25 protein-coding genes, 1 tRNA gene, 2 pseudogenes and 1 riboswitch are annotated in these 22,664 nt (G+C 64.8%); of the genes and pseudogenes, 12 read left to right on the top strand and 16 right to left on the bottom strand.

Annotated elements, in window-relative coordinates; genetic code table 11:
• Nucleotides 1–74 precede the first annotated feature (74 nt).
• From NCR34_RS11500 to NCR34_RS11490, 3 genes and pseudogenes are all read left to right on the top strand, one after another.
• Nucleotides 75–847: pseudogene (locus NCR34_RS11500) on the top strand (acetyl-CoA C-acyltransferase); the annotation flags it as partial.
• Between the two features lie 14 nt (nt 848–861).
• The gene (locus tag NCR34_RS11495; RefSeq protein WP_250499934.1) at nt 862–2,724 is read left to right on the top strand and encodes an acyl-CoA dehydrogenase; all 1,863 of its coding nucleotides are present in this window, start codon (nt 862–864) and stop codon (nt 2,722–2,724) included.
• 8 nt (nt 2,725–2,732) lie between these two features.
• Nucleotides 2,733–3,516, top strand: a pseudogene (locus NCR34_RS11490) (SDR family oxidoreductase).
• A 110-nt stretch (nt 3,517–3,626) separates the two neighbouring features.
• Here NCR34_RS11490 and NCR34_RS11485 read toward each other — a convergent pair.
• From NCR34_RS11485 to NCR34_RS11445, 9 genes are all read right to left on the bottom strand, one after another.
• Nucleotides 3,627–3,702 (bottom strand) — tRNA-Lys (locus NCR34_RS11485).
• Between the two features lie 145 nt (nt 3,703–3,847).
• On the bottom strand, nt 3,848–4,597 hold the full coding sequence (ybgF, locus tag NCR34_RS11480) for a tol-pal system protein YbgF (protein ID WP_250499932.1): 750 nt from the start codon (nt 4,595–4,597) through the stop codon (nt 3,848–3,850).
• Nucleotides 4,598–4,633: 36 nt separating this feature from the next.
• Entirely contained in the window at nt 4,634–5,140 is a 507-nt protein-coding gene (pal, locus tag NCR34_RS11475; RefSeq protein WP_244847193.1) for a peptidoglycan-associated lipoprotein Pal, read from the bottom strand.
• A gap of 54 nt (nt 5,141–5,194) precedes the next feature.
• Nucleotides 5,195–6,487 carry a Tol-Pal system beta propeller repeat protein TolB gene (tolB, locus tag NCR34_RS11470; protein ID WP_250499931.1) on the bottom strand — a complete coding sequence of 431 codons (1,293 nt, stop codon included), beginning with the start codon at nt 6,485–6,487 and terminating at the stop codon, nt 5,195–5,197.
• Between the two features lie 107 nt (nt 6,488–6,594).
• Nucleotides 6,595–7,686 (bottom strand): cell envelope integrity protein TolA, encoded by a 1,092-nt coding sequence (tolA, locus tag NCR34_RS11465; RefSeq protein ID WP_250499930.1) that lies wholly within the window; start codon nt 7,684–7,686, stop codon nt 6,595–6,597.
• Nucleotides 7,683–8,126, bottom strand: a complete 444-nt coding sequence (tolR, locus tag NCR34_RS11460) for a protein TolR (protein ID WP_175944941.1) — start codon at nt 8,124–8,126, stop codon at nt 7,683–7,685. Before tolR ends, tolA begins: the two co-directional genes overlap by 4 nt.
• Nucleotides 8,127–8,138: 12 nt before the next feature.
• On the bottom strand, nt 8,139–8,816 hold the full coding sequence (gene tolQ, locus NCR34_RS11455; RefSeq protein WP_175944939.1) for a protein TolQ: 678 nt from the start codon (nt 8,814–8,816) through the stop codon (nt 8,139–8,141).
• Between the two features lie 121 nt (nt 8,817–8,937).
• Nucleotides 8,938–9,408, bottom strand: coding sequence for a tol-pal system-associated acyl-CoA thioesterase (gene ybgC, locus NCR34_RS11450; RefSeq protein WP_175944937.1), 471 nt, complete (start codon nt 9,406–9,408; stop codon nt 8,938–8,940).
• A 126-nt stretch (nt 9,409–9,534) separates the two neighbouring features.
• Nucleotides 9,535–10,281, bottom strand: coding sequence for an SDR family NAD(P)-dependent oxidoreductase (locus NCR34_RS11445; RefSeq protein ID WP_248320471.1), 747 nt, complete (start codon nt 10,279–10,281; stop codon nt 9,535–9,537).
• Nucleotides 10,282–10,502: 221 nt separating this feature from the next.
• A riboswitch (ZMP/ZTP riboswitch) is annotated at nt 10,503–10,601 on the top strand.
• A gap of 148 nt (nt 10,602–10,749) precedes the next feature.
• On the opposite strand from NCR34_RS11445, the gene glyA reads away from it, so the two are divergent.
• The 7 genes from glyA to NCR34_RS11410 all read left to right on the top strand — a co-directional run bounded on the left by glyA (nt 10,750) and on the right by NCR34_RS11410 (nt 15,370).
• Nucleotides 10,750–11,997, top strand: coding sequence for a serine hydroxymethyltransferase (glyA, locus tag NCR34_RS11440; protein WP_175944933.1), 1,248 nt, complete (start codon nt 10,750–10,752; stop codon nt 11,995–11,997).
• 30 nt (nt 11,998–12,027) lie between these two features.
• Nucleotides 12,028–12,510 (top strand): transcriptional regulator NrdR, encoded by a 483-nt coding sequence (gene nrdR / locus NCR34_RS11435; protein ID WP_175944931.1) that lies wholly within the window; start codon nt 12,028–12,030, stop codon nt 12,508–12,510.
• A gap of 158 nt (nt 12,511–12,668) precedes the next feature.
• On the top strand, nt 12,669–13,247 hold the full coding sequence (locus NCR34_RS11430) for a GspH/FimT family pseudopilin (RefSeq protein ID WP_250499929.1): 579 nt from the start codon (nt 12,669–12,671) through the stop codon (nt 13,245–13,247).
• Nucleotides 13,244–13,627: a type IV pilus modification PilV family protein gene (locus NCR34_RS11425; protein ID WP_250499928.1), complete on the top strand. Its 384-nt coding sequence runs from the start codon at nt 13,244–13,246 to the stop codon at nt 13,625–13,627. Before NCR34_RS11430 ends, NCR34_RS11425 begins: the two co-directional genes overlap by 4 nt.
• Nucleotides 13,624–14,403 (top strand): PilW family protein, encoded by a 780-nt coding sequence (locus tag NCR34_RS11420; protein ID WP_250499926.1) that lies wholly within the window; start codon nt 13,624–13,626, stop codon nt 14,401–14,403. The genes NCR34_RS11425 and NCR34_RS11420 overlap by 4 nt, the downstream gene beginning before the upstream one ends.
• Nucleotides 14,369–14,899 (top strand): pilus assembly PilX family protein, encoded by a 531-nt coding sequence (locus tag NCR34_RS11415; RefSeq protein WP_250499925.1) that lies wholly within the window; start codon nt 14,369–14,371, stop codon nt 14,897–14,899. Before NCR34_RS11420 ends, NCR34_RS11415 begins: the two co-directional genes overlap by 35 nt.
• 12 nt (nt 14,900–14,911) lie before the next feature.
• Nucleotides 14,912–15,370 (top strand): type IV pilin protein, encoded by a 459-nt coding sequence (locus NCR34_RS11410; RefSeq protein ID WP_250499924.1) that lies wholly within the window; start codon nt 14,912–14,914, stop codon nt 15,368–15,370.
• Nucleotides 15,371–15,383: 13 nt separating this feature from the next.
• On the opposite strand, the gene NCR34_RS11405 is transcribed toward NCR34_RS11410, so the two are convergent.
• The 4 genes from NCR34_RS11405 to NCR34_RS11390 all read right to left on the bottom strand — a co-directional run bounded on the left by NCR34_RS11405 (nt 15,384) and on the right by NCR34_RS11390 (nt 18,341).
• Nucleotides 15,384–15,893: a DUF3318 domain-containing protein gene (locus NCR34_RS11405; RefSeq protein WP_206466917.1), complete on the bottom strand. Its 510-nt coding sequence runs from the start codon at nt 15,891–15,893 to the stop codon at nt 15,384–15,386.
• Nucleotides 15,894–15,962: 69 nt separating this feature from the next.
• Nucleotides 15,963–16,343 (bottom strand): phage holin family protein, encoded by a 381-nt coding sequence (locus tag NCR34_RS11400; RefSeq protein ID WP_175944917.1) that lies wholly within the window; start codon nt 16,341–16,343, stop codon nt 15,963–15,965.
• A gap of 215 nt (nt 16,344–16,558) precedes the next feature.
• Complete coding sequence (locus tag NCR34_RS11395; protein WP_175944915.1) at nt 16,559–16,861, bottom strand: ElaB/YgaM/YqjD family protein; 303 nt, start codon at nt 16,859–16,861, stop codon at nt 16,559–16,561.
• 289 nt (nt 16,862–17,150) lie between these two features.
• Nucleotides 17,151–18,341 (bottom strand): acyl-CoA dehydrogenase, encoded by a 1,191-nt coding sequence (locus NCR34_RS11390; RefSeq protein ID WP_250499922.1) that lies wholly within the window; start codon nt 18,339–18,341, stop codon nt 17,151–17,153.
• Between the two features lie 102 nt (nt 18,342–18,443).
• Between NCR34_RS11390 and NCR34_RS11385 the strand changes: the two genes are divergently transcribed.
• Nucleotides 18,444–19,232 (top strand): IclR family transcriptional regulator, encoded by a 789-nt coding sequence (locus tag NCR34_RS11385; RefSeq protein ID WP_250499921.1) that lies wholly within the window; start codon nt 18,444–18,446, stop codon nt 19,230–19,232.
• Nucleotides 19,233–19,242: 10 nt separating this feature from the next.
• Here the strand turns inward: NCR34_RS11385 and kynA are convergent, their stop codons facing one another.
• From kynA to kynB, 3 genes are read right to left on the bottom strand one after another with little or no spacing between them, the layout of a single operon-like run.
• Nucleotides 19,243–20,118, bottom strand: coding sequence for a tryptophan 2,3-dioxygenase (kynA, locus tag NCR34_RS11380; RefSeq protein WP_248320461.1), 876 nt, complete (start codon nt 20,116–20,118; stop codon nt 19,243–19,245).
• A gap of 11 nt (nt 20,119–20,129) precedes the next feature.
• On the bottom strand, nt 20,130–21,380 hold the full coding sequence (gene kynU, locus NCR34_RS11375) for a kynureninase (RefSeq protein ID WP_248320460.1): 1,251 nt from the start codon (nt 21,378–21,380) through the stop codon (nt 20,130–20,132).
• A 27-nt stretch (nt 21,381–21,407) separates the two neighbouring features.
• Nucleotides 21,408–22,034 (bottom strand): arylformamidase, encoded by a 627-nt coding sequence (gene kynB, locus NCR34_RS11370; protein ID WP_250499920.1) that lies wholly within the window; start codon nt 22,032–22,034, stop codon nt 21,408–21,410.
• A gap of 131 nt (nt 22,035–22,165) precedes the next feature.
• On the opposite strand from kynB, the gene NCR34_RS11365 reads away from it, so the two are divergent.
• A complete protein-coding gene (locus tag NCR34_RS11365) occupies nt 22,166–22,663 on the top strand; it encodes an Lrp/AsnC family transcriptional regulator (RefSeq protein ID WP_175944902.1) in 498 nt (165 codons plus the stop codon).
• Nucleotide 22,664: the final 1 nt, after the last annotated feature.

Raw genomic sequence — 22,664 nt, 5'->3', positions numbered from 1 at the left:
GCGCCGAGCTAATGGCCGACTATATACGCTGCATCGACGAACGTCCGCATGAACATGCAGGCCGACAAGGCCCGTGGCTCACCGCGAACAAGCCCGAGATCTACTGGAGCACGTTGCAGACGGCGGAGGAGGTCGCCAAGCGCTACGGCATTTCGCGCGAACGGCAGGACGAGTATGGCGTGCGCAGCCAGCAACGCGCGGCGGCGGCGCGCGAGGCCGGCCGCTTCGACGAAGAAATCGTGCCGATGACCGTCGCCGCGGCGTCGTCGGTCGCGCGACCGGCGATATCGTGAGCCGCGAACTGACCACCGCCGCCGACCAAGGCATTCGCGCGGACACCACGCTGGAAGGCGTCGCGAAGATTCGCAGCGCGCTGCCGGGCGGCGTCATATCGGCGGGCAATGCGTCGCAGTTCTCGGATGGCGCGTCGGCGTGCGTCGTGATGGATGCGCGCGTCGCCGCATCGAGGGGCATCGCGCCGCTCGGCGTGTTTCGCGGCTTCGCGGTGGCGGGCTGCGAGCCGGACGAAATGGGCATCGGACCGGTGTTCGCGGTGCCGAAACTCATGAAGAAGGCGGGCCTGACAGTTGACGACATCGGCTTGTGGGAGCTGAATGAGGCTTCCGCCGTGCAGGTCTTGTACTGCGCCGATACGCTCGGCATTCCGATGGAGCGGCTCAACGTGAACGGCGGCGCCATCGCGGTGGGGCATCCGTTCGGCGTGTCGGGCGCGCGGCTCGTTGGACACGCGCTGGTCGAAGGCAAGCGCCGCGGCGTGAAGCACGTCGTCGTGACAATGTGCATCGGCGGCGGACAAGGCGCGGCCGGCCTCTTCGAAGTGCTTTGACAAGGACGAGAGACATGTCGTTGATCCTTTCCCGGCGCGATCTGAACTTTCTTCTGTACGAATGGCTGAAGGTCCAGGCGCTCACCGACAACCCCCGCTACGCCGACCATTCGCGCGAAACGTTCGACGCCGCGCTCGATACGTGCGAGATGATCGCCACCGATCTCTTCGCCACGCATAGCAAGAAAAGCGATCAGCAGGAGCCGCATTTCGACGGCGAGCGCGTGCAGGTCATCCCCGAAGCGAAGGCGGCGCTCAAAGCGTTCAGCGATGCCGGGTTGATGGCTGCGGGACAGGACTACGATCTGGGCGGCATGCAGTTGCCGGTGGTCGTCGAGAAGGCGGGCTTCGCGTACTTCGTCGCCGCGAATATCGGCACGGCGGCGTTTCCGTTCCTGACCATCGGCAACGCGAACCTGCTGCTCGCGCACGGCACGCAGAAGCAGATCGACACCTTCGTGCGTCCTGAACTAGAAGGCCGCTTTTTCGGCACCATGTGTCTGTCCGAGCCGCAGGCGGGCTCGTCGTTATCGGATATCACGACGCGCGCCGAGTACGAGGGCGAATCGCCGTTCGGGGCGCAGTATCGGCTGCGGGGCAACAAGATGTGGATCTCGGGCGGCGAGCATGAGCTGTCCGAGAACATCGTCCATCTGGTGCTCGCGAAAATCCCCGGTCCGGACGGCAAGCTGATTCCCGGCGTGAAGGGCATCTCGCTTTTCATCGTGCCGAAGTATCTTGTCGAAGAAGACGGCTCGCTCGGCGAACATAACGATGTAGTGCTCGCCGGGCTCAATCACAAGATGGGCTATCGCGGCGTGACCAACTGCCTGCTCAACTTCGGCGAAGGCGTGCGGCATCGGCCGCAGGGCAAGGCGGGCGCGGTGGGCTATCTCGTCGGCGAGGCGGGGCAGGGGCTCGCCTGCATGTTCCACATGATGAACGAGGCGCGCATCGGCGTCGGGCTCGGCGCGGCGGCGCTCGGCTATACGGGCTATCTTCACGCGCTCGACTATCCGCGCAACCGTCCTCAGGGACGCCCCACGGGCCGCGGCGGCAAGGACCCGGCGAGCCCGCAGGTGAAGCTCGTCGAGCACGCCGACGTGCGCCGCATGCTGCTCGCGCAGAAGAGCTACGCGGAGGGCGGCCTCGCGCTGAACCTGTACTGCGCGAAGCTCGTGGACGAAGCGCGCGCCGCCGAAGCTGCGGACGACGCGCAAAAACATGAACGCCTCACGCTCTTGCTCGACATCCTGACACCGATTGCGAAAAGCTGGCCGTCGCAATGGTGCCTCGAAGCGAACAATCTCGCAATTCAGGTGCACGGCGGCTACGGCTACACGCGCGAGTACAACGTCGGGCAGTTCTATCGCGACAACCGTCTCAACGCGATCCACGAAGGCACGCACGGCATTCAGGCGCTCGATCTGCTCGGCCGGAAAGTGACCCTGAAAGACGGCGCGGCGCTTCGGCTGCTCGTGGACCGCATGCACGCGAGCGCGGCGCGCGCATCCGCGGCGGGCGATGCGGCGCTCGTCAAGCACGCGTCTTCGTTCGACGAATCGGTGACGCGCCTCATGCACGTCACGCGCATGTTGTGGGCGGCGGGCGATCCGTCGGTCACGCTCGCGAACGCGTCGCTGTACATGGAGGCGTTCGGCCATGTGACCGTTGCGTGGATCTGGCTCGAACAGGCACTTGCGGCGCGCGCGGGGCTCGCCGCCGCCGGCAACGACGACGACGCGGCGTTCTATCGCGGCAAGCTCGCGGCCGCCGATTACTTCTTCAAGTGGGAACTGCCGCGCGTCGGACCGCAGTTCGATCTGCTCGTGTCGCTGGACCGCACGACGCTCGACATGCAGGACGCGTGGTTCTAGGAGAGCGAATGCGCACCGTACAACAACTCATCGACCTGAGAGACAAGACCGCGCTCGTGACGGGCGGCTCACGCGGCCTCGGCCTGCAGATTGCCGAGGCGTTGGGCGAGCAGGCAGCGCGCATCGTGCTGTCCGCGCGCAAGCCGGACGAGCGCAGATGCCGCCGCGCAGCATCTGCGCTCGCGCGGCGTCGATGCGCGGTGGATCGCGGCGGATGGCGCGCGGGAGGACGACATCGCCCGCCTTGCCGATGAAGCGCTCGCCGTGCTCGGCCGCGTCGACATTCTGGTGAACAACGCGGGCGCGACATGGGGCGCGCCCGCCGAGGATCATCCGATCGCCGGGTGGGACAAGGTGATGAATCTGAACGTTCGCGGGCTGTTCCTGCTGACGCAGCGCATCGGCAAGCTCTCGATGATTCCGCGCCGCTATGGACGCATCATCAACGTGGCGTCCATTTCGGGGCTGGCGGGCAACGGCCCCGGCACGATGGAGACGATCGCCTACAACACGTCGAAAGGCGCGGTCGTGAACTTCACGCGGACGCTCGCGGGCGAGTGGGGCGAGCACGGCATCACGGTGAACGCGCTTGCGCCCGGCTTCTTTCCGTCGAGGATGACGCAGAGCTCGCTCGACCGCTGGGGCATCGAGCGCATGTGCGAGAGCATTCCGCTTCACCGTCTTGGCGACGACGAAGACCTGAAGGGCGCGGCTGTTCTTTTTGCGAGCGATGCCGGCAAGCACATAACCGGGCAGGTGCTTGCCGTAGATGGCGGGGTGACCGCGGTGTAGGTTCGGTGTCTCGGCTGCGGCTGAGTGCCGAAGCGTCCATTCGTCGAGCGAACTAATTAGCAGAAACGACAAAGGGCTACGGGCTTGCGCCTGTAACCCTTTAATTTCTTTGGTAGGCCGTGCGGGATTCGAACCTGCGACCAACGGATTAAAAGTCCGCTGCTCTACCAGCTGAGCTAACGACCCGAAAGAGGCGAAATTATAAGCGGCGATCTCGAATACTGTCAACCGTATATCGCCGTTACTCGCTCAAGAAAAACGCCCGCGGCATGCGTGCCCGCGAGCGTCCTTCAACGAGAGGCGCGGAACCGGAGAAGCTCAAGAGCTCCGCTTACTTCACCTGCGACATCTTGCTTTGCGCCGTCTGCGCGACTTCAGTGCCCGAATACTGCGAGATGATCTGTTGGAGCGTCTGCTTCGCAGCCGATTTCTGGCCCTGTTCGATCTGGTTATTCGCGATTGCGAGCAACGCTTCGGGTGCTCGCGGATGCGTGGGGTACGTCTTCACCAGATTCTGCCAGATCGCGGTCGAGCCCTTGTAGTCGCGCTGCGCATACAACGCGTTGCCGAGCCAGTACTGCGCGGTCGGCTGATACGGGCTTTGCGGGTACTTCGCGACGAACGCCTTGAACGACGCCGCGGCACCCTTGTAATCACCGTTACGGAACTCCGTCGACGCTGCGTTGAACGCTTCCGTCTCGCCGGGCTGCACCGAACCCGTCACGCCGTCGATGGTCTGCTGCTGCGGCTCGAACTTCTTCAAGCGCGTATCGAGGTCGGCGTAATAGTCCTTCTGCTGCTTTTGCAGCGTGGCCACCTGGTTCGCCAGGTCCTCGTTCTGGCCGCGAACCGTCGCGAGCTGCTGATTCAGCTGGTCGAGGCGATTCTGCTGATCGAGGATCGTGCGCTGCGCAGCCTGCAACTGATTGGTGAGGCCATCGGTCTTGGTGCGCAGATCGAGCACGGCTTTGCGCGCTTCGTTGTCGTCGAAGACGCCGGCGTGCGCGGGCACGCCGAGCATTGCCAAACCGGCTACACACGCGGCTGCGGCAGCGCGCAGCAAGGGAAAGCGATACAACATAGGGCGACTCACCCGTGACTGGTTACGTTAGTTCGATTACTGCTGGTACACGAGATCCGCGCGGCGGTTCTGCGCGTACGACGATTCGTCGTGACCCGTCGCCATCGGCTTTTCTTTGCCGAGGCTCACGGCTTCCATCTGCGAATCGGCCACGCCCATCAGCGACATCGCGCGACGCACGGCTTCCGCACGCTTCTGGCCGAGCGCGAGGTTGTACTCGCTCGTGCCGCGTTCGTCGGTGTTGCCCTGAATCAGGACGTGACGCTCCGGATGACTCTTCAGATACGACGAATGTTGTTGCAGCAGCGGCTGATAGTCGTCCTTCACGGCGTAGCTGTCGAAGTCGAAATAGATGCTGCGCTTGGCTAGCGGGCTGTTCGGATCGTTCAGCGGGTCGATGTTGACTTGCTTCACGTCCGTCGGGTTGGGCTGCGTGCTCACCGCACCCTTGTTTGCGCCTTCATCGAGCTTCACGCCCGAATGACACGCGGCCAATGCGCCGACCATTGCAACTGCCAGGCCGATACGGAGTTTCGACATCATGGTACCTCTCCTTGTGTTGTAGCTGAACGTTGTAGGTGAAACGTATTGCTGGACTTATTGCATGAACGGACCCCAGGACGGCTCGCGCACCGCGCCGCCCTGTACGGACAAGACTTGCCGCGTGCGACCATCGGTCGACACGGCTGCCAACACGCCACGTCCGTTCACTTGGGTGGCGTAGAGGATGTACTGACCGTTCGCCGCGAAGCTCGGCGATTCGTCATGCGTCGTGTCGGTCAGCCCCGTTGCCGTGCCGGACGCGAGGTCCTGCAAATACAGCTTGAAGCCGCCGCCGGTGCGCGAAATGTACGCGAGTTGCTTGCCGTCCGGACTCACGCGCGGGCTCGTGTTGTAGCTGCCCGTGAACGTGACCCGCTGGGCCGCGCCGGCAGATTCCCCCGCCGCCGGCATTTTGTAGATCTGCGGTTGGCCGCCGCGATCGCTCGTGAAATAGATGGAGTTGCCATCGGGCGAGTAGGCCGGCTCGGTATCGATGGAACTGCCTTGTGTCAGACGGCGCAGGCCGGTGCCGTCCGCGTTGACTTCGAAAATCTGCGTATTGCCTGTGCGCGACAGCGCGACCGCGAGCTTGCGGCCGTCAGGCGACCACGCCGGCGCACTGTTGTTGCCCTTCTGATTCGACACGACGATGCGGCGCCCGGTCGGCAGGTCGTGAATGTAGACGACGGGCTTCTTCTTTTCGAAGGACACGTACGCGACCTTCGTGCCGTCCGGCGACCACGCCGGCGAGATGATCGGTTCCGGGCTGGAGAGGGCGATCTTCGCGTCCTGGCCGTCCGAATCCGAAATCTGCAACTGATAGCGCCCGCCCGTCTGAATGACATAGGACAGGCGCGTGGCGAACACGCCCCGGCCGCCGAGCAGCTTGGCGTAGATGTAATCCGCAATCTTGTGCGCGCTCATGCGCAGGCCGCTTTCCGCGCTGACGAGCGACAGGCCGCCGAGATTCTGCTGCTTCACCGTGTCATAGAGGCGAAAGCGCACTTCGTACTGGCCGTTCGACAGGCGCGTGACGCTGCCCGACACGAACGCGTCCGCGCCCTTGGCCTTCCACGCGCCGAGATCGACGGATTCGGTTTCCGAAACCGGCGTGCTGCCCGCGTCGATGTTCGTGAACTTGCCGCTCCTCTGCAAATCCTGACGAATGATCGCGCTGATCTGCTGCGGCGAGCTCGCCTCGTTGGCGAAATTAGCCGTCGCGATCGGGAACTGAGTCGAACCGACGCCGGTGACGAGCACGTTCAACTGGGCGTGTGCGGCGGTGCCGGCTGCAATCAGGCAGGATGCGACCAGCGTTCTCAGGCCAAGCTTCGTCATCAAACTCATGCTGTATAGGTTCCGAAAAAAGCGTTTTCAAGTGTCTGGGGAATGCAGAACAGACCCCCGGTTGCACGATTCGTTCCCAGCGCAAAGCGCCTCGCACGCTGGCCCAATCAGCCTCCAGCCGGGCGCAGCGTGATGGTGAAATGATCGGGCGCCTTGCCGTCGACATCGACGGGCATCGGGTCCGAACGCTGCACTGCGCGAAGCGCCGCCTGATCCCATTGCTCGTTGCCGCTCGACCGGCTGATGTTTGCCGAGAGCAGCGTGCCCGACGGCGAACAACGGACCGACACGACCGTTTCGAGTCCTGCGGTCTCACCGGCCCAGACGATGTTCGGCCGCACGCGCCGCTGCACCTTCTCGGCATAGCCGGGCGATGTCGCGTTGCCGCCCGCGCCCCGGCCCGTGCCGCTCTTCGCGAGGCCTTCGCCGCTCGAACTCGTGCCGCCGCCCAACTGGCCTTGCAGCGCGGCGAGCCGCGCCCGGCGTTCGGCGTCGACCTTCGCTTTGGCCTCCGCGTCGGCCTTCGCCTTTGCCTGCGCCTTGGCTTTCGCTTCGGCGTCGGCTTTCGCGCGGGCTTCCTTCTGCGCCTGCAGTTGCTCGGCCTTGAGCTGTTCCGCCTTCTGCGCCTCGGCTTGCTGCTGACGTTCCTTCTCTTGCTGCGCCTTGGCTTGCTGTTGCTTTTGCAGTTCCGCCTGACGCTGCTTCTCGATCTGCTTCTGCTTGTCCTGCATCGCCTTCTGCGCTGCGGCGGCTGCGGCCGCTTGCGCGGCGAGTTGCTGCTGACGTTTCGCCTCGGCTTCCTGCTGCGCCTGCTGCTGCTCGCGACGCTGCTCGGCAAGCTGCGCCTCGCGCGCGGCGGCTTCCTGCTGCTTGCGCTTCTTCTCCTGCAACGCGATGTCCGCCTGCTCGTCTCTCGCGGGCGGCGGCGCGGGCTGCGCCTTTGCAGGCGCGGGCGGCGGAGGAGCGGGGCGCGGCGTCGGCGCGGACATGTCGGGGATATCGGTCCAGATTTCCGCTTCCGCGCCGGCCGGCGTGTTGTTCTGCCAGTTGATGCCGTGATAGAGCAGCCAGCCGAGCAGCAAATGCATGACGGCCGCGAGCGCGAACGCCTTGCCCGTGCCTCGCTCGCGCGGCGGACGGATGGGCCGCGCGGAACGCGCGCGCGCCTGCTGGGGCTGGCCGGTGCGACGATCGATCATTGCGATTTGACGAGCAATCCAACGCGCTTCACGCCGCGCGCTTTCATATCTGACATCACGTCCATGACGACTTCATACTTCACCGTCTTGTCCGCCGCGATCACGACAGGCTGATCCGGGTGCGACTCCTGACGATTGAGCACGAATGCGTTGAGATCGCCCTTCGTCATTTTCTGCTCTTGCGTGGCGCCGCCTTCTTCCTTATAGCGCACGTTCATGCTGCCGTCCGCCTTGATGTTGATGACGAGCGGCGGCTGCTGTTCCTGCGGCTGCGCATTGCCGACGGTCGGCAGATTGATGATCGACGGCGACACGAGCGGCGCGGTCACCATGAAGATGACGAGCAGCACGAGCATCACGTCGATATACGGCACGACGTTGATGTCGGCCATCGCGCGGCGCGAACTGCCGCGCATGCTGGAACGGATCGGGCCTGCCATCGCGGACTCCTGTTAGTGCGCCTGACGCTGCAAGATGTTCGAGAACTCTTCGATAAAGGTCTCGAAGCGGATCGCCAGACGGTCGATGTCGTGCGCGTAGCGGTTGTACGCGACCACGGCGGGAATCGCGGCGAACAGGCCGATCGCGGTAGCGACGAGCGCCTCGGCGATGCCCGGCGCGACGTTCGCGAGCGTCGCCTGTTGCACGTTGGCGAGACCGCGGAAGGAATTCATGATGCCCCATACCGTGCCGAACAAGCCGATATACGGACTCACGGAGCCGACCGACGCGAGGAACGCGAGGTTCGCTTCAAGCACGTCCATTTCGCGCTGGAACGCGGCGCGCATCGCGCGGCGGGAGCCGTCGAGAATCGCGCTCGGATCGGTGATGCGGCGTTCCTTGCCCTTCAGGAATTCGCGCATGCCCGACTCGAAGATACGCTCGAGTGCGCCGATGGTGTGACGGTTGTTCGCCGCGCTCTGATACAGCGCCTGGAGGTCGCCGCCCGACCAGAAATCGCGTTCGAAGCGCTCCGTCTGCGCGCGCGCGCGGCGAATGGCGAACCACTTGCGGAAGATGAAGGTCCACGACAGAAGCGACAGAACCAGCAAGAGCGCCATCACGGCCTGCGCGAGCACGCTGGCATGGACGACGAGAGATACGATCGACAGGTCTTGTGTATTGTTCATAAAGGTCCGCTGTTACTTCCCGGAAAACGGCGTCCGGTCTGAGCGTCAGGCTTTCGTGAATGAGATGTGAACGGAACGAAAGCCGCGCCTTTGCCGGCTCTTTCTCGATTGTCTTGCTCTGCTAACCACGGCTGAATCCGCCATGCGGCGCGATGGGTGCATCGGCTGACTGCGCCGCAGGAGGGCCGCGCCGGAGTCCGTCGAGGACGGCTGCCGGAATGCCGGCGGGCCGAATGGATGCGCGATCCACCGACGCCACGCGAATCTCGCCGCTCGCGAGCAGCACGCCGTCGCGCCACGCTTCCTGATGAAAGTCCACCGACGCGCGCCCGAGCCGCTCGATACGGCTGACGACGCGGATCACGTCGTCGAGGCGGGCGGGCGCTGAATAATCGACGGACGTCCTTTTCACGACGAACACGATGCCGTCCGATTCCGCGAGGCGCTGCTGGTCGATGCCGCACGCGCGCAGCCATTCGGTACGCGCACGCTCGAAGAACTTCAGGTAATTCGCGTAGAAAACGATGCCGCCGGCGTCGGTGTCCTCGTAGTACACGCGAATCGGCCATTCGAAAACGGACGGATTGCTCACCTGCGCGCCGCCCCGCTTGCGCCGGGCCTTCTCAGACCGCTGCGGCTCGCTTTTTGACAGATATTCATCCGCGGCATTTTACCGGAACCCGCTAAGTGCTCGCCAAATCCTCAGGCAGTTTGCCGCTCAGCCGCGGTGAATTTGCAACGGTCCGAACGTCTGCGCGACCGGCATCAGTTCGATCGTGTTGATGTTCACGTGCGCCGGCCGCGTGGCGATCCAGTAGATCGTGTCCGCGATGTCCTCGGCCGTGAGCGGCTGCACGTCCTTGTAGACGGACGCGGCCTTGTCGTCGTCGCCCTTGAAGCGCACGTTGGAGAACTCGGTTCCGCCGCACAGGCCCGGCTCGATATCCGTCACGCGCAATGCAGTGCCCGCAAGATCGGCGCGCAGGTTCAGGCTGAACTGCCGCACGAACGCCTTGGTCGCGCCGTAGACGTTGCCGCCGGGATAAGGATAAGTACCTGCCACCGAGCCGAGATTGAACACGTGCCCGCGATTGCGCTCGACCATGCCCGGCAGAACGGCATGCGTGACGGCGACGAGACCGGCGCAGTTCGTGTCGATCATGTTCTTCCAGTCGTCGAAGTTCGCGCGTTGCGCGGGCTCGAGACCGAGCGCGAGGCCGGCGTTGTTCACGAGCACGTCGATCTGCGCAAAGCCGTCAGGCAGCGATGCGATCGCGTTTCGCACGGCGCTTTCGTCGCGCACGTCGATTTCGACGGGCAACAAGGCGTCGCCGAGTTCCTTCGACAGCGCGTCGAGGCGTTCCTTGCGACGCGCCGCCGCGACGACGCGATGGCCGCCCTTGACGAAAGCGCGCGCGATGGCGGCGCCGAAGCCGGCTGACGCGCCGGTGACGAAGACGATCATGGTCGAGCTCCGATTGGAGATAAGCGATAGGCCGAACCGGGCGGCGCGCGGGCACGCGTCCGGCAACGGCGCAAAGGGTACTTCCATTGATGCCAGGCGGCAAGCGACCGCGCACACGAACGACCGTGCTTCAGGGCGCAGCCACGCACCGCAAAAGAGGGTCGCGAAGGGGTCCGGAGGCCGGTTGCCTAAAGCCCGGCCGCCCATTAAACTACAACGCTCAAACCCCGCGTGACTGGCGATAGAATCTTCGGATTCAAGGTGGAACGACCCACTAGGAAGCGCGGAGCGTCGTTTTGCCGTTCGCCTGGGCAGCTGAGATCCGCGCGCCGTCGCTGCGTTGCCGGTGGCTGTCCGTTCCGCGAAACCGGATTCTTCCCTCATCCGCCGCGTCTGGACTTCATCGGTGTCCAGCCTTTCGTGCGCCCGCGCGATCCGGTCAACCTGTTTTGATCTCACGGAAAACGTATGTTCGACAGAGCCGAAAGTACCCTTGCCAAAGTCGATCCCGAATTGCTCAAGGCCATCGAGCAGGAAAACCGCCGACAGGAAGAGCACATCGAGCTGATCGCCTCGGAAAACTACACGAGCCCGGCCGTCATGGCCGCGCAGGGTTCGCAACTCACGAACAAATACGCGGAAGGCTACCCGGGCAAGCGCTATTACGGCGGTTGCGAGTACGTGGATATCGTCGAGCAGCTGGCCATCGACCGCGTGAAGCAACTTTTCGGCGCAGAAGCCGCGAACGTGCAGCCGAACTCCGGCTCGCAGGCGAATCAGGGCGTGTTCTTCGCCGTCCTGAAGCCGGGCGACACGATCATGGGCATGAGCCTCGCGGAAGGCGGGCACCTCACGCACGGCTCGCCGGTGAACATGTCGGGCAAGTGGTTCAACGTCGTGAGCTACGGCCTGAACGAAGCCGAAGACATCGATTACGAAAAGACCGAGGCGCTCGCCAAGGAACATAAGCCGAAGCTGATCGTCGCGGGCGCGTCGGCGTTCGCGCTGCGCATCGACTTCGAGCGTCTTTCGAAGATCGCGAAGAGCGTCGGCGCTTACTTCATGGTCGACATGGCGCATTACGCCGGTCTCGTCGCCGCGGGCCTGTATCCGAACCCGGTGCCGCACGCGGATTTCGTCACGACGACCACGCACAAGAGCCTGCGCGGCCCGCGCGGCGGCGTCATCCTGATGAAGGCGGAATTCGAGAAGCAGATCAATTCGGCCATCTTCCCCGGCATTCAGGGCGGCCCGCTGATGCACGTGATCGCCGCGAAGGCCGTCGCGTTCAAGGAAGCCCTCGCGCCCGAGTTCAAGACGTATCAGCAAGCCGTGATCGACAACGCTCGCGTGCTGGCCGAAACGCTCGTCAAGCGCGGACTGCGTATCGTGTCGGGCCGCACCGAAAGCCACGTGATGCTGGTCGACCTGCGCGCGAAGAAGATCACGGGCAAGGCCGCGGAAGCCGCGCTCGGCGCCGCGCACATCACGGTGAACAAGAACGCGATTCCGAACGATCCGGAAAAGCCGTTCGTCACGAGCGGCGTGCGTCTCGGTTCGCCCGCCATGACCACGCGCGGCTTCGGCGTGAAGGAAGCCGAAATCGTCGGCAACCTGATCGCGGACGTGCTGGACAATCCGGAAGACCAGGCGACCATCGAGCGCGTGCGCGCGCAAGTGGCCGATCTGACCAAGCGTTTCCCGGTCTACCGTTAATCCTCTAGCCAAGTCCCGAGACACGCCGCGATGCGCTGCCCGTTCTGCCGACACGAAGACACTCAGGTCGTCGATTCCCGCGTGTCGGAGGACGGCGCGGCCATCCGGCGGCGTCGGCGCTGCCCTGCGTGCGACAAGCGTTTCACCACATACGAGCGCGTGGAGCTTGCGCTGCCGTCCGTCGTCAAGAAAGACGGCAGCCGCACCGAGTTCGACCGGCGCAAGATCGTCGCCAGCATGAAGCTCGCGCTGCGCAAGCGCCCGGTCGCGGCCGACGCCATCGACGCCGCCGTTGCGCGCATCGAATACCAGCTGCTCGGCAGCGGCGAGCGCGAAGTGCAGAGCGAGCGTCTCGGCGAGCTCGTGATGAACGAATTGCGCCAGCTCGACACCATCGCCTACGTGCGGTTCGCCTCCGTCTACAAACGCTTCGAGGACGTTTCCGAGTTCGAAGACGTGCTCGAGGAATTCCGCCGCGCCGCGCCCAAGAAATCCGCTTCCCGTAAGCGTTGATTCGTTCTGCATTCGCCCTCCGCAAGGTTTTCTCTCATTCCCGCGGCTAGTCTGCCGGCCGAAAAGTCACCTGAACACTAGGCCGTTCGGCTAATGGCGGCGCGCGTCGCTTCCCGATAAATTCAGCGTTCTTCAACTCGAATCGTTCAGGGATGCAGATGAATCGCGCTTCCTCATGTGGCTTCCGTGGTTTCAGCGGCTTAAGCGGCTCAAGCGGCTTCACGCTGGTCGAACTGTGCGTCGTGCTGGCCGTCATGGCGATCATCGCGACATTCTCGGCGCCGTCGTTTTTCGCCTGGCAGATGCGCGATCAGGTCGATGCCCGGGCGCGCTCCTTCTTTTCGACGCTTTCGCTCGCGCGGGCCGAAGCACTGAGGCGCGGCGCGCGCGTCACGCTGTGTCGCATCGACGCCGCGCGGCACTGCCTCGCATCGGGCAAAGGCTGCGAAGGCGGCATCACGGACTGGTCTTGCGGCTGGGCGCTTTTCGTCGATCGCGACGGCGTTCCGGCGCTGCTGCGCGTTGAACCGGCCATGTCTTCCATCGCCATCGCGGGCGCGGCCACCGATCTTTCTTTCACGCCGCCGTCGGGTCAGGTGATCGGCGGCTTTCGCAGCTTCGATTTCTCCCCGCGCGGCGCCAATCCCGCTGGCAATGCCGCAGCGCGCCGCTGCATTCGCATCGCGGCGGGCGGGCGGCCGCGCATCACGCAGGGCGGCTGCGGAGCATCGACATGAAGACGACGCAAAGCGGCGATTCGCTGATGGAAGTGATGATCGCGCTCGCGCTCGCCGCCGTGACGGCGCTCGGAATCGTCGCGGTGCAAAGCGCGCTCGCGAGGGGCGAGCGGCTCGCGTTGCTGCGAGAGCGCGCGACGCTCATCGCCGATTCGGTCGCGGAAGGCATTCGCAGCGACGCGGATCGCGCGGCGGTCCTGTCGCAATGGCAGGCGATAGCGTCCTCGACCTTGCCCGATGGCGATGTCGCCGTGCTCGATCGCGCAGACGGCGTGCGCGTCGCGACCGTCAGCTGGCACGCCGACGACCGCGCCGATCCGTGCCCCGAGCCGCAAGCGAGGCCGCTCACGTCGTGCATTGCCGTGGCTTTCGCGCGATGACGCCGCGTTCTTTTCCCGTGCGCGGCCACACGCTCGTCGAACTCGCGATATCGCTCGCGCTCGGCATGTTGATCGTGCTGGCCATGCTGTCGCTGTATCGCGGCCAGCGCGCGGCGTTCGACCGCGCCACCGACGCCGCGCGCATGCACGACGCCGGCGTGTCTGCGCTCGACCTCATCGCTCAGCAGATACAGATGGCGGGCTTCGGGGCAACGCGCGCCGATGCCGCGCTATTCGGTTGCTCGCAGGCGCGCGTGGTCGGCGCGGATACGGCGGCGTCGTGCGAGTCGCTGGCGAGCCGGTCCGACGGCGTGCAGGTGCGCTATGCAGCCGACACCGTTTCGACGTGGGCGACATCGGCGGGCGCGCCGACGGATTGCATCGGCCAGTCGGTGGCGGACGCCTTCGTCGGCAACCGCTTGTATGCGAAAGCCAGCGCGTCGACGGGCGAGCCGGAACTGTATTGCGAGGGCAGTGGCAAGCAGGCGCAGCCGCTGGTCGAAGGCATCGAACGCATTCGAGTTTTGTACTGGCTGGCGGGCGCGTCGAGCGCGGTGGATGCTTCCGCGATCCCGCGCGACCGTTGGCCCGACGTTCGCGCCGCCGACGTGTGCGTGCTCGTCCGAGGCTTTGCGGCCGCGAGACAGCGCCGCACGAACTACTTGGATTGCACCGGCGCGCCCGCCGTCGCCGACGATGCGCGCATGCACCAGGCGTTCTGGCGTCGCGTGCAGATTCGCAATGCAGCTTCGGCGAATCAAGGAGGCGCGGCATGAACCGTCGCGCGTTGTCTCGCGGCACGGCGCTGCCCATTGTCTTGTGCTCGCGGCGATCATCCTCGTCACGGCGAGCGCATGGCTGCAAACATCGCTCGTGGCGGCGCGCACGACCGTCGCGGCGCGCGAGCGCGTGCAGGCGTTCCATGCGGCGGACAGCGCGCTCATCCGATGCAGCCACATGCTGTCGGCGGCGTTGCCGGCGATAGGAGCGGTCGATCAGGAGCCGGCGCGCTGGCGGCTGAAGGCGTCGTTCGAAGGCGCGTCGGCGATTGCAGTCGCGCCGTACGCGTCGTGGCCCTACGCAATGCGTCCGCCCCAATGCCTGATCGAAACGTGGTCGCGTTCCGGTCAGTCGTCGGCGACCTCGTATCTGATTACGGCGCGCGGCTTCGGCGCGACGTTGCAGACCGAAGCCTGGCTGCAACTGCGCATCGATTCGACGAACGGCACCGTCACGCAACAGTGGCGGCGCGTCGCGGGGAAACCATTCTAAGGAAAACCAAGGATGAGCAAACTGAGATCAAGCGCGGGCTTCAGCCTGCTGGAACTGATGACCGCGCTAGGCGTCGCGGCGATCATCGCGACGTTCGCCATTCCTGCGTATCAGTCGCATGTCGCGAAAGCGCATCGGCTGGACGCGGCTGCCGCGCTGTTCAAGGCGGTGCAGTTCGTGGAAAGCGCGCGGCTGTCCCAGACCGGAGCGGGCACCGTTGCGCTGAGCGCGGGCATCGACCAGGCGCCGTCGAGCGGAACGGCCGTCTACCGGCTCGCGCTCTTGCCCGAGTCCGCGACTAACGGAGGTTATACGATCGAAGCGGCGCCCGTTTCGCCTGGCCCGATGGAGGCCGACGCATGCGGCGTGTTCACCATCGACGCGACCGGCTCGCGCTCGAATCGGCTGACGGATGGCGCAGCGACGCTCGACGCGGCCAAATCGGCCGCGTGCTGGACGGGCAAGGGATGATGCGGCTATGCGACTAGAAAACGGTCGGATCGACGGCGTCGGTGGACGTTTCCACGCTCGTGGCCTTCATCTGTTGCCAGATGCGCCAGCCTTCCCATGCGGCCAGCCCGAGACCGCCCCATTTGATGAGCGGCTTCGCGCCGCGCAACAGGCGAGTGCGCACCGGCTTCGTCAACAGCAGCGAAGCGAGCGATCCGACCACCGGATACTGCTTGAAGAGGAAGCTGAACTTGCCCGCGCCGCCGCGGCCGAGCAGCGAATCCAGCACGCCGGCGATGGTGCCACGCGGCGATGTATTGCGGATGCCACGTCTCGCAGGGCGGCTTCCCGGCACCAGCATGCCGATGAGCGGCAGATGCGCGACGTTATCGCGCAATTCGTGCGTGGCCTGCCGCAGTTCCATGCGTTCGACATCCGCGCGCGCAAGCAGCAATTCCTTGCGCAGCGTGCGCATGCCGGGCGTGCGAAGCTGCTGCTGAACTTCCTGCTTGGCTGCGCTGGAGGTGGCGTCGTTATGGCTCATGATCGAACGGGCAAGTGAGTTTCGCGTGGAAAGAATGGGATCGCGTTCAAAGGCGCCGCGTGGCGGCGCTTAGTTGAACATGTCGCGGTCCTTGCGGAACTGGTCGAGCGTGTCGTCGAACAGATGCGGCGCATCGCTCAACTTGCCGCGCGCACGCAGGCCGCATCCGATCGCGAGCACCGCGTACAGCAGCGTGATGCCGCCGAGCGCCTGCCAACGATACGTATCCCAAAAGAATATGGCGATGAGCACTGTCAGCGAGATCAGCGCCATCATGGCGAGCAGCATGGCCGCGAGCCCGAGGAAGAGCACGCCGATCAGCCTGACTTTTTCTTCCTGCAGCTCGATGCCGATCAGTTCCAGCCGGGTCTCGAAGATGGCGAAGGCGGAACTCACAATGCGGCGCAAGGGTCCGGGGGACGAATCGCGCGGTAGCCGTTCTGTCGTCATGGTTTGGGTGCGAGAGCGCGTTGGGTGCCGCTTGGATGTTTCCGGCCGATGCACGAAGCAAGGAGCCGGCGCGAACGTCGAGCCGCGCGCCTGGTAAGAGCGTCGCAGTTCGAACTGATTCGATCCCGGAGGACCGCATCGGTTACGGATTTAGCAAGCCTCGGGCCATTGCGGCGAAAAAAATGCTGCCCGCGCGTGCGGGCAGCATGGAACGACTACTTACGATTGATGAGCAGACCGATCACCATGCCGATGCCCGCCGCGATTCCGATGGACGCCCACGGATGCTCGTGAACGTAATCGTCGGTGGCGCGCGCCGCTTTACGGCCACGCTCGACCACGACGACTTGCGCGTCGGCGGCTTTTTCCTTGGCTTGTTTCAGGCGCGACATGGCGCTTTCGCGCAGCTCAGAAGCGCGCTCGCCCGTGGCGGCAGCGGCTTGCTTGAGCAGGTCTTCGGCGTCAGCGAGAACGGTTTTGATATCCGACATGAATCGCTCCTTATTGGTATCTGACATTGAAAGCTCCATCGGTGAGGCTACGGGCATCGTAACCAAAGATGCCATCGCTGACGAGGAGGCTTTGCTGCAGCGGCTTGCGGATGCAGGTTCCGTTCCAGTCGCTTTGCCGCCGTGGCGCTGCGGGCGGGCCGCTCGCTTATGCCGGCCTCCTGTCCAACATGGAGGCGATCTGGCCCGTAAAAGTTTCAGCCGCGCATCGAAAGTTACAAAACGGCTGCGGGCCCGCATTAACGAAAAAGGCCGGTCGTGCCAGGACCGGCCTTGTCGCACATCGGGGGCTGCGCGCTTAGAAGAACGCCTGAATGCCGGTTTGCGCGCGCCCGAGAATCAGCGCGTGGATGTCGTGCGTGCCTTCATACGTGTTGACCACTTCCAGATTCACGAGATGCCGCGCCACGCCGAACTCGTCCGAAATGCCGTTGCCGCCCAGCATGTCGCGCGCAAGCCGGGCGATCTCCAGTGCTTTGCCACAGGAATTGCGCTTCATGATCGACGTGATCTCGACGGCCGCCGTCCCTTCGTCCTTCATGCGGCCGAGGCGCAGCACGCCTTGCAGCCCGAGCGTGATTTCGGTCTGCATGTCAGCGAGCTTCTTCTGAATCAGCTGATTGGCGGCAAGCGGACGACCGAACTGCTTGCGATCGAGCGTGTATTGCCGCGCCGTATGCCAGCACGCTTCGGCCGCGCCGAGCGCGCCCCACGAGATGCCGTAGCGCGCCGAATTGAGACACGTGAAGGGCCCCTTGAGCCCGCGCACGTTCGGCAGCAGGTTGTCCTCCGGCACGAACACGTCGTCCATCACGATTTCGCCGGTGATCGACGCGCGCAGTCCGACCTTGCCGTGAATCGCGGGCGCGGAAAGCCCCTTCCAGCCTTTCTCGAGGATGAAGCCGCGAATCTCGTCGCGGCCGTCTTCTTCGAGCTTCGCCCAGACGACGAACACGTCCGCGATCGGCGAGTTGGAAATCCACATCTTCGCGCCGGACAGCGAATAGCCGTCGGGCACTTTCTTCGCGCGCGTCGTCATGCTGGCCGGGTCCGAGCCCGCGTTCGGCTCCGTCAGCCCGAAGCAGCCGATCCACTCGCCACGCGCGAGCTTCGGCAGATACTTTTGCTTTTGCGCCTCGCTGCCGAAAGCGTGAATCGGCACCATGACGAGCGACGATTGCACCGACATCATCGACCGATAGCCGGAATCCACGCGCTCGACTTCCCGCGCGATCAACCCGTAGCTCACGTAGTTGAGGCCCGGTCCGCCGTACTGCTCCGGAATCGTCGGGCCGAGCAGACCGAGTTCGCCCATCTCGCGAAAGATGGCCGGGTCTGTCTTTTCCTCGCGAAACGCCTGCATCACGCGCGGTTGCAACTTGTCCTGCGCGTAGGCGCGCGCCGCTTCGCGCACCATGCGTTCTTCTTCGGTCAATTGCTGATCCAGAAGCAGCGGATCTTCCCAGTTGAAGCGGGCGGCGTCGGCCATCGCGTTCTCCTCAAGTCGTGGAAAGCGCCATCGCGCGGCGCTTGACGTTGGTTCCGCTCTGCGAAACAATGTTCTGAAAATGAACTCCCAGTTTAGCATCCGATGCAAGCCGATTCCAACTCATACGCCATCGCGAAAACGCCGCCCGAAGGCATCGACGAGCGGCGGTTCGTGGTCGCGCTCGCACGCGGTCTCGATATGTTGCGCGCGTTTCGGCCGGGCGACACGCTGCTCGCCAACCGCGATTTCGTCGAGCGGACCGGATTGCCGAAGGCGACCGTCAATCGGCTCGCGTACACGCTCGCGACGCTCGGCTATCTGCGTTTCGACGAAGCCGCCGGCAAATACGCGCTCGACACCGGCGTGCTGTCGCTGGGATTCGCGCTGCTCGCAGGCGCGGACACGCTCGAACTTGCGCGGCCGCACATGCGCGCGCTCGCGCGCGAGATCGGCGCGGCGGTGTCGCTTGGCTGCCGCGACGGGCTCGACATGATTTATCTCGAAACGATCCGCAGCGAGACGGCGCTGACGCTCGGGCTTGCGCCCGGCTCGCGCCTTTCGATGCTCACGAGCTCGATGGGCCGCGCCTATCTGGCGGTGCAGGAGCCGGCCGCGCGGGCGGCGTTATTGGAAGAGTTGGGAAGAGCGGAGGGCGCGGCGCGCGTTGCGGCCGCCGAGCGCGCGATCGAGGACTTCGCCCGCGACGGCTGCTGCTACTCGTTCCGCGAATGGCATGACGACGTCAACGCGATCGCCGCGCCGTTTCGCGACGAGCGCAATGGCCGCTGGCTTGTGTTGAGCAGCAGCGGCCCGGCATCGTCGATGGACGAAGCGTATTTCCGCGAAACCATCGGCCCAAAACTGCGGGCGCTGGCCGCGCGGCTCGCGTGAAGGTGAACGCTCAGAGGAGCGTGCGCACGTGCCAAAGCTCCGGAAACAACACGACGTCGAGCATCTTGCGCAGATACGATGCACCCGCCGTGCCGCCCGTGCCCTGCTTGAAGCCGATGATCCGCTCGACCGTGGTCACATGGCGAAAGCGCCACTGACGGAACGCGTCTTCGAGATCGACGAGTTCTTCCGCCATTTCATACAGTTCCCAATGCTTCGACGGCTCGCGATACACCGCGAGCCACGCGGCTTCGACTGACGCGTCGTGCGTGGTCGGCTGCGTCCAGTCGCGTTCGAGGCGCGCGGGATCGATCTCGAAACCGCGTCGCGCGAGCAGGCGAATCACTTCGTCATAAAAAGAGGGCGCTTCGAGCGTCGCCCGCACCTCGCCGAGAATGTCCGGCCGATGCGCGTGGGGCTTGAGCATCTGCGCGTTCTTGTTGCCGAGCATGAACTCGATCTGCCGATACTGATGCGACTGAAACCCCGACGACGCGCCCAGATACGGCCGCATCGCGGTGTACTCTGAAGGCGTCATTGTCGCGAGCACGTTCCACGCTTGCACGAGCTGCTCGAAGATGCGCGACACGCGCGCGAGCATCTTAAACGCGGGCGGCAGTTCATCGCGATGCACCGCGCCGAGCGCCGCGCGCAGTTCGTAGAGCGCGAGCTTCATCCATAGCTCGCTCGTCTGATGCTGCACGATGAACAGCATCTCGTTGTGATCCGGCGAGAGCGGATGCTGCGCGGTCAGAATCGAATCGAGGCCGAGATAGTCGCCATAGCTCATCGAATCCGAGAAATCGAGCCGCGCGTCGTGCCAGCCGTCTTTCTCTTGCGCCGCCGTCGTGCCGTGGCCGAACGGACAACCCTTGGTTTCGCTCATCATCTCAGTCCTCAGGTCACCGACGCGCGTTCGGCGAACTCCGGCGCGCGCCAGCTTTCGGTCGCGAGCACGTCGCGCAGCACCTCGACCGCATCCCACACATCGACGAAACGCGTGTAGAGCGGCGTGAAGCCGAAGCGCAGAATGCCCGGCTCGCGATAGTCGCCGATCACGCCGCGCGCAATCAGCGCCTGCATCACTTCGTAGCCGTGCGGATGCTCGAAGCTCACCTGCGAGCCACGTCGTGCGTGATCGCGCGGCGTCGCGAGCGTGAGCGGAAAGCCGCCGCACCGCGCCTCGACCAGCGCGATGAACGCATCGCCGAGCGCGAGCGACTTGCGCCGCAGCGCCTGCATGTCGGTTTGCAGGAACACGTCGAGCCCGCATTCGACGAGCGCCATCGAAACGATCGGCTGGGTGCCGCACAGAAAGCGGCCGATGCCGTCGTCCGGGCGATACACCGGGTCCATCTCGAACGGCTTCTTATGGCCCCACCAGCCGGAAAGCGGCTGCGAGAACGCGTTCTGGTGACGCTTCGGCACCCAGACGAAGCCGGGCGATCCCGGGCCGCCGTTCAGATACTTGTACGTGCAGCCGACCGCATAGTCCGCGCCGACGCCGTTGAGATCCACCGGCACCGCGCCCGCCGAATGCGCGAGATCCCACACCGCGAGCGCGCCCGCGCGATGAATCGTCTCGGTCAGCGCGGCCATGTCGTGCATGGCGCCGGTGCGGTAGTTGACGTGCGTGATCATCGCGACGGCCGTGTCTTCGTCGATCGCGGCGGGCAGGTCGGCGGCATCGTCGACGAGACGCAGTTCATATCCGCGATCCAGCTGCTCGATCAAACCCTGCGCGATGTACAGATCGCTCGGGAAGTTCGAGCGTTCCGAGACGATCACGCGGCGCTTCGGGTCGCGCTCGTTCGCGAGTTTCAGTGCGGCGGAAAGCACCTTGAAGAGATTCGCGGAAATCGTGTCCGTCACGACGACTTCATCTTCTTCTGCGCCGATCAGCGAACTCAGCTTGTTGCCGAGGCGCTTCGGCAGCGCGAACCAGCCCGCCGTGTTCCAGCTTCGGATCAGCCCATGGCCCCATTCGCTGCCGATCACGCTCGCGGCGCGCGCGGCGGCGGCTTTCGGCGGCACGCCGAGCGAATTGCCGTCGAGATAGATGACACCGTCGGCAAGGGAGAACTGGTCGCGCAGGCGGGCGAGCGGGTCGTCGCGGTCGAGGGCGGCGGCGTCGTCACGAGATTTCATCGAAAAGTCCATGTGTTCGGGGAAGATTCAGGGTAGCGGGCGCAGGACGGCGCGCACGGGGCTTGCATCGAGCGTCGAGAACTTGAGCGGAAGCGCGATCAGTTCGTAGTCGCCGGGCGCGACGGCATCGAGCACGAGTCCTTCGAGAATCGCCATGCCGTGCGCGCGAATGCGGCGGTGCGCGTCCATCGTCTTCGATTCCTGCGGATCGAGCGACGGCGTGTCGATGCCGACGAGCTTCACGCCTTTCGCCGCCAGCAGGTCGATGGTTTGCGGCGCAACGGCGCAAAACGCGCTGTCCCATGCGTCGAGCGGCGCGCGGTCATACGTGCGGATGAGGACGCGCGGCGGCGCGTCGTCGAGGTGCGCCGCGATCATCTCCGGCGTCACGACGGGCGAAGCGCCGATGCAATGCACGACGCGGCACGCGCCGATGTACGTCTCTAGCGCGACCTCGCCGATGGCTGCGCCGTGTTCGTCGTAGTGCAGCGGCGCGTCGGCATGCGCGCCGGTGTGCGGCGAAAGCGTGACGCGCGCGACGTTCACCGGCGAGCCCGCTTCCATCCGCCAGACGCGCTCGATGCCGACAGGCGTGTCGCCCGGCCAGACCGGCGTCGCGGCGGCGATCGGCGGCGAGATGTCGATGAGCGTCATGGCGGCCTAGCAGAGAGCGGGGAGATGCGTCAAATCATAGCCGCGTTATCTTGAAAAGTGATTGCAAAATAACCACCCAAAAGGTTTGTGGCTAGAACATAATTCGAGGAAACGGGCTAGGAGACTCAAAAGTGACCGGATTCACGCTCGATGCAACGGATTGCCGAATTCTGGCGGTGCTGCAGGAAGATGGACGGATCAGCAACCTGGACCTCGCGGAGCGCATTTCGCTGTCGCCTTCCGCGTGCTTGCGGCGCATGCGCCTGCTCGAAGAGGAGGGCGTGATCGCGAGTTATCGCGCGTGTCTGGACCGCGAGCGGCTGGGCATCGAACTGGAGGCGTTCGTGCACGTCTCCATGCGCAACGATCAGGAGAACTGGCACGAGAAGTTTGCAGCGGCGGTACGCGAGTGGCCGGAAGTGGTCGGCGCGTTCGTCGTCACCGGCGACACGCATTACGTGCTGCGCGTGCTGGCGCACAATCTCAAGCACTACTCCGATTTCATTCTGACGAAGCTGTACAAGGCGCCGGGCGTGATCGACATCCGCTCGAATATCGTGCTGCAAACCATGAAGGACGATGCGGGCGTGCCGGTCGCGCTCATCGAGCAGCCGGCGCGCGGCGCCTGAG

It is taken from the genome of Caballeronia sp. GAWG1-5s-s, assembly GCF_023631445.1.
Lineage (GTDB): Bacteria > Pseudomonadota > Gammaproteobacteria > Burkholderiales > Burkholderiaceae > Caballeronia.
This window is presented reverse-complemented; position numbering and strand designations above follow the sequence as displayed.

What these genes read in the sequence shown, in the direction of transcription:
- tolQ (WP_175944939.1), bottom strand. Translation starts at nt 8,816, where the DNA reads ATGAACAATACACAAGACCTGTCGATCGTATCTCTCGTCGTCCATGCC.
- NCR34_RS11420 (WP_250499926.1), top strand. Translation starts at nt 13,624, where the DNA reads ATGACGCCGCGTTCTTTTCCCGTGCGCGGCCACACGCTCGTCGAACTC.
- glyA (WP_175944933.1), top strand. Translation starts at nt 10,750, where the DNA reads ATGTTCGACAGAGCCGAAAGTACCCTTGCCAAAGTCGATCCCGAATTG.
- NCR34_RS11415 (WP_250499925.1), top strand. Translation starts at nt 14,369, where the DNA reads ATGCAGCTTCGGCGAATCAAGGAGGCGCGGCATGAACCGTCGCGCGTT.
- pal (WP_244847193.1), bottom strand. Translation starts at nt 5,140, where the DNA reads ATGATGTCGAAACTCCGTATCGGCCTGGCAGTTGCAATGGTCGGCGCA.
- NCR34_RS11390 (WP_250499922.1), bottom strand. Translation starts at nt 18,341, where the DNA reads ATGGCCGACGCCGCCCGCTTCAACTGGGAAGATCCGCTGCTTCTGGAT.
- tolB (WP_250499931.1), bottom strand. Translation starts at nt 6,487, where the DNA reads ATGAGTTTGATGACGAAGCTTGGCCTGAGAACGCTGGTCGCATCCTGC.
- NCR34_RS11430 (WP_250499929.1), top strand. Translation starts at nt 12,669, where the DNA reads ATGAATCGCGCTTCCTCATGTGGCTTCCGTGGTTTCAGCGGCTTAAGC.
- NCR34_RS11395 (WP_175944915.1), bottom strand. Translation starts at nt 16,861, where the DNA reads ATGTCAGATACCAATAAGGAGCGATTCATGTCGGATATCAAAACCGTT.
- kynU (WP_248320460.1), bottom strand. Translation starts at nt 21,380, where the DNA reads ATGAAATCTCGTGACGACGCCGCCGCCCTCGACCGCGACGACCCGCTC.
- kynB (WP_250499920.1), bottom strand. Translation starts at nt 22,034, where the DNA reads ATGACGCTCATCGACATCTCGCCGCCGATCGCCGCCGCGACGCCGGTC.
- NCR34_RS11425 (WP_250499928.1), top strand. Translation starts at nt 13,244, where the DNA reads ATGAAGACGACGCAAAGCGGCGATTCGCTGATGGAAGTGATGATCGCG.
- kynA (WP_248320461.1), bottom strand. Translation starts at nt 20,118, where the DNA reads ATGAGCGAAACCAAGGGTTGTCCGTTCGGCCACGGCACGACGGCGGCG.
- NCR34_RS11400 (WP_175944917.1), bottom strand. Translation starts at nt 16,343, where the DNA reads ATGACGACAGAACGGCTACCGCGCGATTCGTCCCCCGGACCCTTGCGC.
- tolR (WP_175944941.1), bottom strand. Translation starts at nt 8,126, where the DNA reads ATGGCAGGCCCGATCCGTTCCAGCATGCGCGGCAGTTCGCGCCGCGCG.
- NCR34_RS11495 (WP_250499934.1), top strand. Translation starts at nt 862, where the DNA reads ATGTCGTTGATCCTTTCCCGGCGCGATCTGAACTTTCTTCTGTACGAA.
- NCR34_RS11385 (WP_250499921.1), top strand. Translation starts at nt 18,444, where the DNA reads ATGCAAGCCGATTCCAACTCATACGCCATCGCGAAAACGCCGCCCGAA.
- ybgF (WP_250499932.1), bottom strand. Translation starts at nt 4,597, where the DNA reads ATGTTGTATCGCTTTCCCTTGCTGCGCGCTGCCGCAGCCGCGTGTGTA.
- NCR34_RS11410 (WP_250499924.1), top strand. Translation starts at nt 14,912, where the DNA reads ATGAGCAAACTGAGATCAAGCGCGGGCTTCAGCCTGCTGGAACTGATG.
- tolA (WP_250499930.1), bottom strand. Translation starts at nt 7,686, where the DNA reads ATGATCGATCGTCGCACCGGCCAGCCCCAGCAGGCGCGCGCGCGTTCC.
- NCR34_RS11405 (WP_206466917.1), bottom strand. Translation starts at nt 15,893, where the DNA reads ATGAGCCATAACGACGCCACCTCCAGCGCAGCCAAGCAGGAAGTTCAG.
- NCR34_RS11445 (WP_248320471.1), bottom strand. Translation starts at nt 10,281, where the DNA reads ATGATCGTCTTCGTCACCGGCGCGTCAGCCGGCTTCGGCGCCGCCATC.
- nrdR (WP_175944931.1), top strand. Translation starts at nt 12,028, where the DNA reads ATGCGCTGCCCGTTCTGCCGACACGAAGACACTCAGGTCGTCGATTCC.